Origin of the sequence: Streptomyces sp. NPDC093600 (assembly GCF_044764755.1) — a bacterium.
GTDB lineage: Bacteria > Actinomycetota > Actinomycetes > Streptomycetales > Streptomycetaceae > Streptomyces.
Genome location: NZ_JBIWIU010000001.1, coordinates 925,228 through 938,421 on the forward strand (window position 1 = coordinate 925,228; position 13,194 = coordinate 938,421).

Here is a 13,194-nt window from a genome sequence, read left to right on the forward strand (position 1 = left end):
CCCCCTCCCCGTCGGCCGCCTCGTACGGACCCGCCCCACAGGTGCACTCACAGGCCGGTCCCGTACTGTCGTTCCATGCCACGCCGCACTGCGACGATGCTCGCCTCCACCCTCGTCCTGATCACCCTGCTCTGTGTGGGCGTCTTCGTCCGGGTGCCGTACGCGGAGATGAGCCCGGGCCCCACGGTGAACACCCTCGGCGACGCCCGCGGAGAGCCCGTGCTGCAGATCTCGGGGCATAAGACGTACCCCACCACCGGGCACCTCAACATGACGACGGTCCGCGTCACCAGTGCGGACTACCGGATGAACGTGGTCGAGGCGGTCTACGGCTGGCTGGCCCACGACAACGTCGTGGTGCCCAAGGAGACCCTCTACCCGGACGGCAAGACCGAGGAGGAGTCGAGCCAGGAGAACGCCGAGGAGTTCAGCCAGTCCCAGGAGAGCGCGAAGGTCGCCGCCCTCCGAGAGCTGAAGATCGGCGTGACCACCCGGGTGGTCGTCGCCTCCGTCGTCAAGGACAGCCCCGCGCAGGGCGTGCTGCACGCAGGCGACGTCATCACCTCCGTCGACGGCGTTCCGGTGAAGGAGCCCGGGGACGTCGCCGAGCAGGTGACCAAGCGCAAGCCGGGCGAGAAGGTCGAGTTCACGATCGTCCCCGTCAAGGAGGCGGCCGCGGCCGAGAAGGCCGGGAAGGAGCCGACCGCCACCCGGAAGGCCACGATCACCACCGTGAGGTCGAAGGAGGGCGACCGGGCCATCGTCGGCATCCAGGCCGGCACGGACCACGTCTTCCCGTTCACCATCGACATCAAGCTCGCCGACGTCGGCGGCCCCAGCGCGGGACTGATGTTCGCCCTCGGCATCGTCGACAAGCTCACGCCCGGCAGCCTGACCGACGGCAAGTTCGTCGCCGGCACCGGCACCATCGACGAGAAGGGCAAGGTGGGCCCGATCGGCGGCATCGACATGAAGCTGGTCGGCGCCCGCAAGGCCGGTGCCCAGTACTTCCTCACCCCCGCCGACAACTGCGAGTCCGCCGCCTCCGACACCCCCGACGGCCTCACCCTGATCAAGGTGAACACCATCGCCGACGCGACGGCGTCCCTGGAGAAGCTCCGCAACGGCGACACCCGGAACCTGCCCAGCTGCTCCACGAGCTGAGCCGCGGCACCACGCGCGCGGGGGCGCCACGGCCGACGGCCGAGCGCCCCCACCCGTACGGGACTCAGCCCTCGAAGGTCGCCGCCAGCGCGTCCGCGAGTCCGGGCACCAGGTCCGCGCCCGTCAGCACCTCGTTCGGCGAGTCCTTCTCGCGCAGCCGGATCGCCGCCTCGCGCGCTCCGTCGCGCAGCACCGCCACGGTCATCCGGACCTCCTGACGGTCGGGGTGCCGGGCCACCCACTTCGCCAGACCGGCCTCGTCGAGGCCGTCCGGCACGGACGCCTCCGCCGACGGCGGCAGCATCAGGCGCTCCACGGTCAGCGCGCAGCCCGCCACGGCGTCGGGCCAGGCGATCGTGCCGAGGAACTCGTCGAGGGGCTTCCCGGCGGGCAGCTCCTCCTGCTCGATGGGGGTGTACGCGGCGACCTCGCCGGCTTCGAGGCCGAGCTGGGAGGCGAGCCCCGGCTCCTGGGCGCGCAGCTTGGCGGTGTCGACGAGGGCGAAGAGCCGGGCGGGCCGGTCCCAGCCGAGGCCGGAGGCGTACTCGTCGATCTCGAGCACCGCGCGGGTGAGGGGGCTCGCGGCCATGGGGGTACCGGAGGGGGAAACGTTGGACATGGATGACATCCTGCCTCCTCGTGCCCCGAAGACGGGAACTAGGTAAAGCTTCAGTAAGTTGCATCAGTGGGCTCTACGATCGCGGGGCCTGCTTATCGACGCATCAACCTCGAGGGGCGCACGTTGGCTTTCCAGATGCCGGACCGCGGAGGCGGCGGAGGCCCGTCCGGGCCAAGGATCAGAGTCGGCCGGCCGTCCCGGCGGGCCCGCACCCTGCTGATGACATTGGGCGTGCTGGCCGTGCTGGCCATGGCGTTCGTCATGTTCGCCGGGTTCTGGACGGACTGGCTCTGGTACCGCTCCGTCGCCTACTCGTCCGTGTTCACCACCACCCTGTGGACCAAGATCGGCCTGTTCCTGGTCTTCGGTCTCCTCATGAGCCTCGCCGTCGGCCTGAACATCTGGCTGGCGCACCGGCTGCGGCCGCCGCTCAGCGCCATGTCGCTGGAGCAGCAGAGCCTCGACCGGTACCGGATGGGCCTGGCTCCCTACAAGAAGTGGGTGCTCCTGGCGATCTCGGCCCTGGTGGGCCTGATCGCCGGCGCCTCGGCCTCCGGACAGTGGCGGACCTGGCTGCTGTGGGTGAACGGCGTCCCGTTCGGGCAGAAGGACCCGCAGTTCGGTCTCGACGTGTCGTTCTTCGCCTTCGACCTGCCCTGGTACCGCTTCCTGCTCGCCTTCGGCTTCGCCGCGACCGTGCTCTCGCTCATCGCCGCCGCGCTGACCCACTATCTGTACGGCGGCCTGCGCGTCACCAGCCCCGGCGCCCGCGCCACCGCCGCCGCGACCGGCCACCTGTCGGTGCTGCTCGGCGTCTTCGTGTCGCTGAAGGCCGTGGCGTACTGGCTCGACCGGTACGGCCTCGCCGTGAAGTCCAGCGACTTCAAGGCGGCCGGCAACTGGACGGGGCTGCGGTACGTCGACGCCAACGCCTATCTGCCGGCGAAGACGATCCTCTTCTGCATCGCGGCCATCTGCGCCGTGCTGTTCTTCGCGACGCTCTGGCGGCGCACCTGGCAGCTGCCGGTGATCGGCTTCGGCCTGATGGTGCTCTCGGCGATCCTGATCGGCGGCCTGTACCCGGCCATCGTGCAGAAGTTCCAGGTCCAGCCGAACGAGCAGGCCAAGGAAGCGCCGTACATCCAGAAGAACATCGACGCGACGCGCAAGGCGTACGACATCGACCAGACGAAGCCGGAGAACTACTCCGGCAAGTCCACGGTCAAGGACAAGGGCACGCTCCGCTCGGACTCCGAGACGGCGGCGAGCTACCGCGTCCTCGACCCGAACATCGTGTCGCCGACGTTCCAGCAGCTGGAGCAGAAGCGGAAGTACTACCAGTTCCCGACCACGCTCGACATCGACCGCTACAAGGGCAAGGACACGGTCGTCGGCCTGCGTGAGCTGAACATCAAGGGCATCCCGAAGCGGAACTGGATCAACGACCACTTCACGTACACCCACGGCTACGGCGCCATCATGGCCACGGGCACGCAGACGGACGCCAACGGCTCCCCGATCTTCACCGAGTCCGGGCTGCCGACCACCGGCGAGCTCGGCACGTACGAGCAGCGGATCTACTACGGCGAGAAGACGGACCAGTACTCGATCGTCGGCGGCCCGCAGAAGGAGCTGGACTACGAGGAGAACGGCGAGAAGACCACCAGCTACGAAGGCAACAGCGGGGTCAACCTCTCCAACGCCTTCAACCGCGCCGCCTACGCCGTCGCGTTCAGCGAGCCGCAGATCCTCTACTCGGGAGCCATCGGCGAGGGCTCGCGGATCCTGTACAACCGCACGCCCAAGGAGCGCGTCGAGGCGGTCGCGCCCTGGCTGACCATCGACGGTGACGCCTACCCGGCGGTCGTCGGAGGCCGGATCCAGTGGATCGTCGACGCGTACACGACCACCAACGGCTACCCGTACGCGTCGCGCACGACGCTCGGCGAGACCACGGCCGACGCGCTGACGGTCGGCAACCAGCAGCGCGCGGTGGTCGCCCAGCAGAACCAGGTCAACTACATCCGCAACTCGGTGAAGGCCACCGTCGACGCGTACGACGGCACGGTGACCCTCTACCAGTGGGACAAGGAGGACCCGGTCCTCAAGACCTGGATGAAGGCGTTCCCGGACACCGTGGAGCCGCGTGAGGCGATCAAGCCGGACCTGATGCAGCACCTGCGCTACCCGCAGGACATGTTCAAGGTCCAGCGCGAGCTGCTCACCCGGTACCACGTCACCAACCCGGCGCAGTTCTACAGCGGCTCGGACGCCTGGCAGGTGCCGGACGACCCGACCACCAAGGAGGGCAACGCCGTCCCGCCGTACTACCTGAGCATGAAGATGCCCGGGGAGACGGACCAGCGGTTCTCGCTGACGACGACGTTCACCCCGAACGGGCGGCCCAACCTGGGCGGCTTCATGGCGGTCGACGCGGAGGCCGGCAGCAAGGACTACGGCCGCATAAAGCTGCTGAGGGTGACCTCGGAAGTGCCGGGCCCGGCCCAGGTGCAGAGCAAGCTCAACGGCCTGCCCGAAGTGGCCCAGTTCGTCCGGGACATGAGAGGCGCCGACTCCGACATCCAGTACGGCAACCTCCTCACCGTGCCGCTGGACGGAGGCTTCCTCTACGTCGAGCCGGTGTACGCCCAGGGCCGCAACGCGCTCTACCCGCTGCTGAAGAAGGTCGCGGTGTCGTACGTGGACGCCGATCAGCCGGACGGTGACACCACCAAGGACACCACGGTGTTCGAGAACAACCTCACCGAGGCGCTGAACAAGGTCTTCGGAGTCGAGGGTGTGACGCCGCCGCAGCCGGAGCAGCCGGGAACGACCCCGCCGACGACGCCGAGCACGAACGACGAGGCGCTGAAGAAGGCGATCGCCGACGCGCAGAAGGCGTACAACGACGGAGAGGCCGCGCTGGCGAAGCAGGACTGGGCGGCCTACGGCAAGGCCCAGGACGCCCTCCAGCGGGCGCTCCAGCAGGCCGCGGAGGCGGGGGCCAAGCTGAAGTCGGATCAGAAGCCGGCCGACAAGCCGGCGGACCAGAAGCCGGCGGACAAGCCGGCGGGTGGCGCCCCCAAGCCGGGGACGACACCGTCCAGCAGCGCGAGCCCGCCGAGCGGCTGAGAGGCCTGGTCAGGCGCCACCCCGCGTCGTGGTACCTTTGAGGAACAACGACGCGGGGTGGAGCAGCTCGGTAGCTCGCTGGGCTCATAACCCAGAGGTCGCAGGTTCAAATCCTGTCCCCGCTACTGAAGACGAGGGCCCGGATCCATTCACTGGATCCGGGCCCTCGTCATGTTCCGGTGGTCCGCCACGCGCCCCGAAGAGCGCGCGGTTGAGGGCTAGTTGGGGCGAGACGTGTTTGACTTATCTCTCTGTGGGCATGTCGACAAAACGCTGAAGTGACCTCACTGGCTGCGGTATACCAGGTGTACGCGCGTTGCGGGTGGTGCGACGATGGGATTTATGGGGGACAGGGCAACTCTGTTGGAGACAGGGCGGTTTGTGCAGCGGCACGCCAAGAATGCCGCGGATGACATCATCGAGGCCGCGGGAGCCGTCGATGCGGCCGTCGACACCACCGCCGAGACCGAGACCGAGACCGAGACCGAGGCGCGTCACCGCCGCGCCGCCGAGAACGGCGACGCCGCGTCGATGAGCGTGCTCGGCGCGCTGCTGCTGCGCCGCGGGGACCTGGACGGCGCCGAGCCGTATCTGCGCGGAGCCACGGCCGAGGGGGACCGCGCCGCGGCGAACAACCTGGGGGTGCTGCTGCACCAGCGCGGATACGCGGACGAGGCCGCCGGCTGGTGGCGCGTCGCCGCCGTGGCGGGCTCCGCCGCCGCCGCCCACGCGCTCGGCCGCCACCACCGCGAGCGCGGGGACGAACCGGCCGCCGAGTACTGGCTGCGCCAGGCCGCCGAGCAGGGCCACGCCCTGGGCGCGTACGCCCTTGCCGACCTCCTGGAGCACCGCAGCGACGTCGGGGCCGAGCGCTGGCTCCGCGCCGCCGCCGAGCGCGGCCACCGCGAGGCCGCCTACCGGCTCGCCCGCACCCTGGAGCGCCGCGCCGCCGGCGCGGCCGGAGGCCCCGTCACGGGGGCCGCCACGGCCCCGCACGGCATCGGCGCGGGCGCCGGCACCGACCGCCGTACGGACGAGGGAGCCGGCGCGGGCCCGAACGCGGCCACCGGTGAGCGCCCGGACGAGGCCGCCCGCCCCGCCGCCCGTACCGGGACCGGGGCCGTCGGCACCGTGCCCCCCGGGGACGACCTGGCCGAGGCCGAGCAGTGGTTCCGGCAGGCCGCCGCGCGCGGTCACCGGCGGGCCGCCCTCCACCTCGGCGCGATCCTGGAGAAGCGGGGCGAGCTCAAGGAGGCCGGCCGCTGGTACCTCAGCTCCGCCAAGGCGGGCGAGGCCAAGGCCGCCTGCGCGCTCGGGTTCCTGCTGCGGGACGCCGGTGACGAGGAGAGCGCCGCCGTGTGGTGGCTGCGCGCCGCCCAGGACGGCGACGGCAACGCCGCCAACGCGCTGGGCGCCCTGCACGCCGCCCGGGGCGAGCAGCAGACGGCCGAGCGCTGGTACCGCGCCGCGATGGATGCCGGGGATGTGAACGGGGCGTACAACCTCGGGCTGCTCTGCGCCGCCCAGGACCGCACCCAGCAGGCCGAGCAGTGGTACCGCCGCGCCGCCTACGCCGGTCACCGCGAGGCCGCCAACGCGCTCGCCGTGCTGCTCCTGCAGGCCGGTGACGCCGGCGGCGCCGAGCCGTGGTTCTCCAAGGCGGCCGAGGCGGGCAGCGTCGACGCCGCCTTCAACCTCGGCATCCTCTACGCGGGTCGCGACGACGACCGTACGGCGCTGCGGTGGTACGAACGCGCCGCCGCAGCGGGGCACACCGAGGCCGCCCTCCAGGTCGGCATCGCCTGTCTGCGGGACGGCGACGAGCAGTCCGCCGAGCGCTACCTGCGGTGCGCGGCGGGCGGGGGCAGCCCCGAGGCCGCGTTCCGGCTCGCCACGGTCCTCGACGCGCGCCGGCCCGAGCCGGGACCGCCCGCGCTCGGCGCCTCGCGCGAGGAGAAGAGCGAGTGCGAGGAGTGGTACGAGCGGGCCGCCCAGCAGGGGCACCGGCGCGCCCAGGTCCGGGTCGGCATGCTCGCCGCCGCGCGCGGTGACGTGGCGGAGGCGGCGCACTGGTACCGCGAGGCGGCGGAGGCCGGCAGCCGTAACGGCGCCTTCAACCTCGGTCTGCTCCTCGCCCGCGAGGGCAGCGAGCGCGAGGCGGCCCTGTGGTGGACCCGCGCGGCCCGCGCCGGACACGGCCGCGCCGCCCTGCGCCTCGCGCTGCTCGCGGCGCGGCGGGGCGAGCTGACCGAGGGGCGCCGCTGGTGCGCCCGCGCGGTGGAGCTGGGCCCCGCGGAGGTCGCCGAGCGGGCCGCCCGCCTGAGCGAGGCGCTGCACCAGGAGCTCACCGCGTAGGGCGGCGCGGAAGGGATTTGCGCTGGTCGTGGGCGTCCCGTAAGGTTGGGTTCACCGACGCGGGGTGGAGCAGCTCGGTAGCTCGCTGGGCTCATAACCCAGAGGTCGCAGGTTCAAATCCTGTCCCCGCTACTCAGTAGCGACGAAGGCCCGGATCCAGTCACTGGATCCGGGCCTTCGTCATGCGTGCCGTGCGCGCCCGGTGCTCGGGCCGGGCATGGAAGAAGCCCCCACCGCGGTGGGGGCTTCTCGTCGTCTCGGGCCGAGGGCGCGTCTCAGGCGGAGGCGGCGCAGTTCGGGCAGATGCCCCGGTACGTGACCTCGACATCGGAGATCGTGAAGCCGAAGCGCTCCGTGTCCGGGAGGTCCGCCAGCGGGTTGCCCGCCGGGTGTACGTCACGGATCGCGCCGCAGCGGCCGCAGATCAGGTGCTGGTGCGGGCGGTGCGCGTTCGGGTCGTACCGCTTGGCGCGGCCGTCCGTCGCGACCTCCATGACCTCGCCGAGCGTGACCATCTCGCCCAGCGTGTTGTACACGGTGGCCCGGGAGATCTCCGGCAGCCTCTCCACAGCGCGCGCGTGGACCTCGTCGGCGGTCAGGTGCACATGATCCCCGTCGAGGACCTCGGCCACGACGCGGCGCTGCGCGGTCATCCGCCAGCCGCGGCCGCGCAGTCGTTCCAACAGGTCACTCATAGGACCAGCCTAACAGTCATGGGATCCGCATCCCGAATGGGTGTGACTTTGGAAGTTCACTTGACTTAGACAATGTCTATCGTAGGATCGAACTCGGCATTGGCCAAGTGTTCCCGGGGTGTGTGACCGGGCGAGTCGGCCGAAGGACAGGACTTGCAGGAATTGACGCAGGAGGCGCACGTGACGCAGGGACCGCTCACCACGGAGGCCGGAGCGCCGGTCGCCGACAACCAGAACAGCGAGACGGCGGGCGTCGGCGGTCCCGTCCTCGTCCAGGACCAGCTCCTCCTCGAGAAGCTCGCCCACTTCAACCGTGAGCGCATCCCGGAGCGCGTCGTCCACGCGCGTGGTGCGGGCGCCTACGGCACCTTCACGGTCACCCGTGACGTCTCGCAGTGGACGCGTGCCAAGTTCCTCTCCGAGGTCGGCAAGCAGACCGAGACGTTCCTGCGCTTCTCCACCGTCGCCGGCAACCTCGGCGCGGCCGACGCGGTGCGCGACCCGCGCGGCTGGGCGCTGAAGTTCTACACCGAAGAGGGCAACTACGACCTCGTCGGCAACAACACCCCGGTGTTCTTCATCAGGGACGCCATCAAGTTCCCGGACTTCATCCACACCCAGAAGCGCGACCCGTACACGGGCTCGCAGGAGGCGGACAACGTCTGGGACTTCTGGGGCCTCTCGCCCGAGTCGACGCACCAGGTGACCTGGCTCTTCGGTGACCGCGGCATTCCCGCCTCGTACCGCCACATGGACGGCTTCGGCTCGCACACCTTCCAGTGGAACAACGAGGCCGGCGAGGTCTTCTGGGTCAAGTACCACTTCAAGACCGACCAGGGCATCAAGAACCTCACCCAGGACGAGGCCAACAAGCTCGCCGGTGAGGACCCGGACAGCCACCAGCGCGACCTGCGCGAGGCCATCGAGCGCGGTGACTTCCCGAGCTGGACCGTGCAGGTCCAGATCATGCCGGCGGCCGAGGCGGCCACCTACCGCTTCAATCCGTTCGACCTCACCAAGGTGTGGCCGCACGCGGACTACCCGCCGATCGAGATCGGCAAGCTGGAGCTCAACCGCAACCCGGAGAACATCTTCGCCGAGGTCGAGCAGTCGATCTTCAGCCCCGCGCACTTCGTGCCCGGCATCGGCCCGTCCCCGGACAAGATGCTCCAGGGCCGTCTCTTCGCCTACGGCGACGCCCACCGCTACCGCGTCGGCATCAACGCCGACCACCTGCCGGTGAACCGCCCGCACGCCACCGAGGCGCGCACCCACTCCCGTGACGGCTTCCTGTACGACGGCCGCCACAAGGGCGCGAAGAACTACGAGCCGAACTCCTTCGGCGGCCCGCACCAGATCGACCGCCCGCTGTGGCAGCCGGTCCCGGTGACGGGTATGACCGGCGACCACGCCGCTCCGATCCACTCGGAGGACAACGACTTCGTCCAGGCGGGGAACCTCTACCGCCTGATGTCCGAGGACGAGAAGGGTCGTCTCATCGACAACCTGGCGGGCTTCATCGCCAAGGTGTCGCGTGACGACATCGCCGAGCGGGCGATCAACAACTTCCGCCAGGCGGACGGTGACTTCGGCAAGCGGCTCGAGGCCGCGGTCCAGGCCCTGCGCGGCTGAGGACGCTTGTCGTAGAAAGAGGGCCGGGCTCCCGTACGGGAGTCCGGCCCTCTCGCGTTGTCCGAGGCTATCCGGCCAGCGAGGGCGCGCTCCGCAGCGCGGGGGTCCAGCACCGGATGATGTCGCGCACCGAGACGATGCCGACCGGCCCCGCCTCGTCGAGCACGACGAGATGGCGGAACCCGCCGTGCGTCATGGCCGCCGCGGCCTCCTCCAGGGTCCAGGTCGGCGCCGCGAAGACGACGTTGTTGGTGGTGTGCGCTCCGACGGTCTCCAGGTCGGGGTTCTGGTCCGCGCCGATCGAGTTGAGGATGTCGCGCTCGGTGAGGATGCCGAGCCCGCTGGTGTCGGTGTCCAGGACTATGGCCGCGCCGACGCGGCGGGCCGACATCAGCCGGGCCGCCTGCCGGAGGGTGTGGGCGGGTCCGAGGGTCAGGGCCAACGCGCTCATGGCGTCACGGACGAGCATGGATGGAGCCACCTCCTTGGCGAACAGGTTCCGCCTTCAACGAGAACCGATTCACAAGTTCACAAGTGGGGGGACTCTCAGAGTGGCATCGGGGAGCGGACCCAACAAGGGGGCGTGCAAGGCGCCTTGGGGGCGCCCGAGGCGATCAGCCCTTCTGGTTCAGGTAACTCAGCAGTTCGCCGTGGAGGAGTCCGTTCGACGCCGCCGCGTTGCCGCTGTGCGGACCGTGCTGACCGTCCAGACCGGTGAAGGTGCCGCCCGCCTCCTGCACCACGATCGCCGTCGCGGCCATGTCCCACAGGGACAGCTCCGGTTCGGCGCAGATGTCGACCGCGCCCTCGGCGACCATCATGTACGGCCAGAAGTCGCCGTACGCCCGGGTCCGCCAGCACGCGCGCGTGAGGTCGAGGAAGCCCTCCAGCCGGCCCCGCTCCTCCCAACCGCTCAGCGAGGAGTACGCGAAGGAGGCGTCCGCCAGGTCCCCGACCTTCGAGACGTGCATACGGGTCGCCGACGTCAGGCTGCGGCCGGTGTACGCGCCCGCACCCTTCGCCGCCCACCAGCGGCGGCCGAGCGCCGGAGCGGAGACCACGCCCACCACCGGCTGGAAACCGGTGTCGCCGGCCTCCATCAGCGCGATCAGGGTCGCCCAGACGGGCACCCCGCGGACGTAGTTCTTGGTGCCGTCGATCGGGTCGATCACCCAGCGGCGGGGGCCCGTGCCCTCCACGCCGTACTCCTCGCCGAGGATCGCGTCGCGCGGCCGGGCCCGCTGCAGCTGGCCGCGGATCAGCTCCTCCGCGGCCTTGTCCGCCTCGCTCACCGGCGTCATGTCCGGCTTCGTCTCGACCTTGAGGTCGAGCGCCTTGAACCGGTCCATGGTGGCCGCGTCGGCGGCATCCGCGAGAACGTGGGCGAGACGCAGATCATCGTGGTAATCGGCCATGGTCGAAACTCTATCCCCCGAAGACACGTGGTCACACGAGAGCCCTTGACAGTGCGTGGTCGCCCGTCAACGCTGAGCGCAGAACCGTTCTGGCCGGGAGGCGACGATGCCGACTGCCCGTGAGGCCCTGCTCGGCGCCGCGCTCACGGCCCTCTCGACGCTGCCCTGGTCCGCCGTCCGGATGGTCGACGTCGCCTCGGCCGCCGGGGTCTCCCGGCAGACGCTCTACAACGAGTTCGGCAGCAAGGAGGGCCTGGCCCGCGCCCTGGTGCGACGCGAGGCCGACGCGTACCTCCAGGGCGTCGAGCGACTGCTCGCCGTGCCGGCGCCACCCGAGCGGAACCTGGTCACCGTCGCCGAGTGGACCCTGGCCCAGGCCCGGGCCCGCCCGCTGCTGCGCGCGCTGCTCACCGGCTGCTGGGGCGAACGCCTCCCCATGCCCCGCCCGGCCGGAGCCCGCTCCCGGGCCGCCGCCGTCCCCGCCCAACGGCGCGCCGACGCGGGCACGCCGACCCCCGCCGAACTGCTCGGTCAGGCCAGGGACCGGGCCGCCGCCGCGCTGGGCGCGGCATGGCCCGCCGGCGGCGGGGCCGAGACGCTGCGCTCCTGCGAGATCGTCCTGCGCCTCACCCTGTCGAGCGTCGTCGCGCCGGGGGATCCGGCCGATCCCCTCTTCCTGGTACGCGAGGAACTGGCCCGGATGCGGGTGCGGCAGTCCCTCGGCGGGCAGTCCGTCGGCGGGCAGTCCGTCAGTGGGACGAACCCGAGAGCTGGAGACCGATGACGCCGCAGATCACCAGCGTGATCGAGACGATCTTGAGCGTGGAGACGACGTCCCCCAGGAAGACCATTCCGTAGATCGCCGTACCGGCCGCGCCGATCCCGGTCCACACCGCGTACGCCGGGCCGACGTCCAGCTTCTTCAGCGACAGGGTCAGCAGGCCGAAGCTGCCCAGGGCGAAGACCGCGAAGGCGAGGGTCGGCCAGAGCCGGGTGAAACCGTGCGACAGCTTCAGGCAGACCGCGAACCCCGTCTCCAGGATCCCGGCGAGCACCACCAGCAGCCACGCCATCGTCAGTGCCTCCCACGCCGTCGGTGACTGCTTCGCCCCACTCGGTGCGATTATGCACTTACCCACGGCGGTCGACCGCGAACGGGCGTGACTCAGTCGCCCTCGCGTCGCTCGCGGGTGGCGAGCAGTCGCCGCAGTGAGTACAGCCGCGCCGGATCCGCGTGCCCCTCCGCCACCCACGCGTCCAGCGCGCACTCCGGCTCGTCATGGCTGCAGGCCCGCGGGCAGTTCTCCGTGCCCGGCACGAGGTCGGGGAAGGCCAGGATCACCCGGGACGGGTCGACATGGTTCAGCCCGAAGGAACGCACACCCGGAGTGTCGATCACCCAGCCACCGGCCGGGTCGTCCAGCGGCAGCGCGAGTGCCGAGGTGGTGGTGTGCCGGCCACGGCCCGTGACGGCGTTGACATGGCCGGTGGACCGGCGCCTGTCCTCCGGCACCAGGGCGTTGACCAGCGTCGTCTTCCCGACGCCCGAATGCCCGACGAACGCGGTGGTGCGGCCCTTGAGGTGCTCGTGGACCCGCTCCGCCGCGACCCCGTCCACGAACTCGTCGCGCGTGGTCACCACATACGGCACGCCGAGCGCGCCGTACATCTCCAGCAGCTGGTCCGGCTTCGCCAGATCCGACTTCGTCAGCACGAGCAGCGGGGTGAGACCGCCGTCGTACGCGGCCACCAGACAGCGGTCGATCAACCGCGGCCGCGGCTCGGGATCGGCGAGCGCGGTGACGATCGCCAGCTGGTCGGCGTTGGCGACCACCACCCGCTCGAACGGATCGTCGTCGTCGGCCGTGCGGCGCAGGACGGAGCTGCGCTCACCGATGCGGACGATGCGGGCCAGCGTGTCCTTCTCGCCCGACAGATCGCCCACCAGGGAGACCCGGTCCCCGACGACCGCGGCCTTGCGGCCCAGCTCGCGCGCCTTCATCGCCATCACGACCCGGTCGTCCACCAGTACGGTGAGCCGGCCCCGGTCGACGGTGAGGACCATGCCCTCGACCGCGTCCTCGTGCTTCGGGCGGATGCTGGTGCGCGGACGGTTGCCCTTGCGGTTGGGCCGCTGGCGGATGTCGTCCTCGTCGGTGTGCTTCCCGTAACGCCGCATGGC

The 13,194-nt window shown here is 70.8% G+C and carries 11 protein-coding genes and 2 tRNA genes; 7 read left to right on the plus strand and 6 right to left on the minus strand.

Going from position 1 to position 13,194, the window contains the following annotated elements; translation table 11 throughout:
* The first annotated feature begins 75 nt into the window (after positions 1–75).
* Positions 76–1,164, plus strand: coding sequence for a PDZ domain-containing protein (locus ACIRB4_RS04530; RefSeq protein WP_403288373.1), 1,089 nt, complete (start codon positions 76–78; stop codon positions 1,162–1,164).
* A gap of 64 nt (positions 1,165–1,228) precedes the next feature.
* Here ACIRB4_RS04530 and ACIRB4_RS04535 read toward each other — a convergent pair whose 3' ends face one another.
* Positions 1,229–1,783, minus strand: coding sequence for a PPA1309 family protein (locus ACIRB4_RS04535; RefSeq protein ID WP_403288374.1), 555 nt, complete (start codon positions 1,781–1,783; stop codon positions 1,229–1,231).
* A 135-nt stretch (positions 1,784–1,918) separates the two neighbouring features.
* Between ACIRB4_RS04535 and ACIRB4_RS04540 the strand changes: the two genes are divergently transcribed.
* The 4 genes from ACIRB4_RS04540 (at position 1,919) to ACIRB4_RS04555 (ending at position 7,402) form a co-directional block, all read left to right on the plus strand.
* Positions 1,919–4,915, plus strand: coding sequence for a UPF0182 family protein (locus ACIRB4_RS04540; protein ID WP_403288375.1), 2,997 nt, complete (start codon positions 1,919–1,921; stop codon positions 4,913–4,915).
* Between the two features lie 51 nt (positions 4,916–4,966).
* Positions 4,967–5,040: transfer RNA gene (locus tag ACIRB4_RS04545), tRNA-Met, on the plus strand.
* Between the two features lie 208 nt (positions 5,041–5,248).
* Positions 5,249–7,270 (plus strand): tetratricopeptide repeat protein, encoded by a 2,022-nt coding sequence (locus ACIRB4_RS04550; RefSeq protein ID WP_403288376.1) that lies wholly within the window; start codon positions 5,249–5,251, stop codon positions 7,268–7,270.
* 58 nt (positions 7,271–7,328) lie between these two features.
* Positions 7,329–7,402: transfer RNA gene (locus ACIRB4_RS04555), tRNA-Met, on the plus strand.
* 143 nt (positions 7,403–7,545) lie between these two features.
* Here the strand turns inward: ACIRB4_RS04555 and ACIRB4_RS04560 are convergent.
* Entirely contained in the window at positions 7,546–7,965 is a 420-nt protein-coding gene (locus ACIRB4_RS04560) for a Fur family transcriptional regulator (RefSeq protein ID WP_403288377.1), read from the minus strand.
* A 180-nt stretch (positions 7,966–8,145) separates the two neighbouring features.
* On the opposite strand from ACIRB4_RS04560, the gene ACIRB4_RS04565 reads away from it, so the two are divergent.
* Positions 8,146–9,597, plus strand: coding sequence for a catalase (locus ACIRB4_RS04565; protein ID WP_403288378.1), 1,452 nt, complete (start codon positions 8,146–8,148; stop codon positions 9,595–9,597).
* 67 nt (positions 9,598–9,664) lie between these two features.
* Here ACIRB4_RS04565 and ACIRB4_RS04570 read toward each other — a convergent pair whose 3' ends face one another.
* Together ACIRB4_RS04570 and hisN are read right to left on the minus strand one after the other, a co-directional pair.
* Positions 9,665–10,066, minus strand: coding sequence for a cyclic nucleotide-binding/CBS domain-containing protein (locus tag ACIRB4_RS04570; protein ID WP_403288380.1), 402 nt, complete (start codon positions 10,064–10,066; stop codon positions 9,665–9,667).
* Positions 10,067–10,211: 145 nt separating this feature from the next.
* Positions 10,212–11,012, minus strand: a complete 801-nt coding sequence (gene hisN / locus ACIRB4_RS04575; RefSeq protein ID WP_403288381.1) for a histidinol-phosphatase — start codon at positions 11,010–11,012, stop codon at positions 10,212–10,214.
* Between the two features lie 106 nt (positions 11,013–11,118).
* On the opposite strand from hisN, the gene ACIRB4_RS04580 reads away from it, so the two are divergent.
* Positions 11,119–11,796 (plus strand): TetR/AcrR family transcriptional regulator, encoded by a 678-nt coding sequence (locus tag ACIRB4_RS04580; RefSeq protein ID WP_403288382.1) that lies wholly within the window; start codon positions 11,119–11,121, stop codon positions 11,794–11,796.
* On the opposite strand, the gene ACIRB4_RS04585 is transcribed toward ACIRB4_RS04580, so the two are convergent.
* Positions 11,762–12,085, minus strand: a complete 324-nt coding sequence (locus tag ACIRB4_RS04585; protein WP_403288383.1) for a DMT family transporter — start codon at positions 12,083–12,085, stop codon at positions 11,762–11,764. The genes ACIRB4_RS04580 and ACIRB4_RS04585 overlap by 35 nt on opposite strands.
* A 92-nt stretch (positions 12,086–12,177) precedes the next feature.
* Positions 12,178–13,191 (minus strand): ribosome small subunit-dependent GTPase A, encoded by a 1,014-nt coding sequence (gene rsgA, locus ACIRB4_RS04590; protein WP_403288384.1) that lies wholly within the window; start codon positions 13,189–13,191, stop codon positions 12,178–12,180.
* Positions 13,192–13,194: the final 3 nt, after the last annotated feature.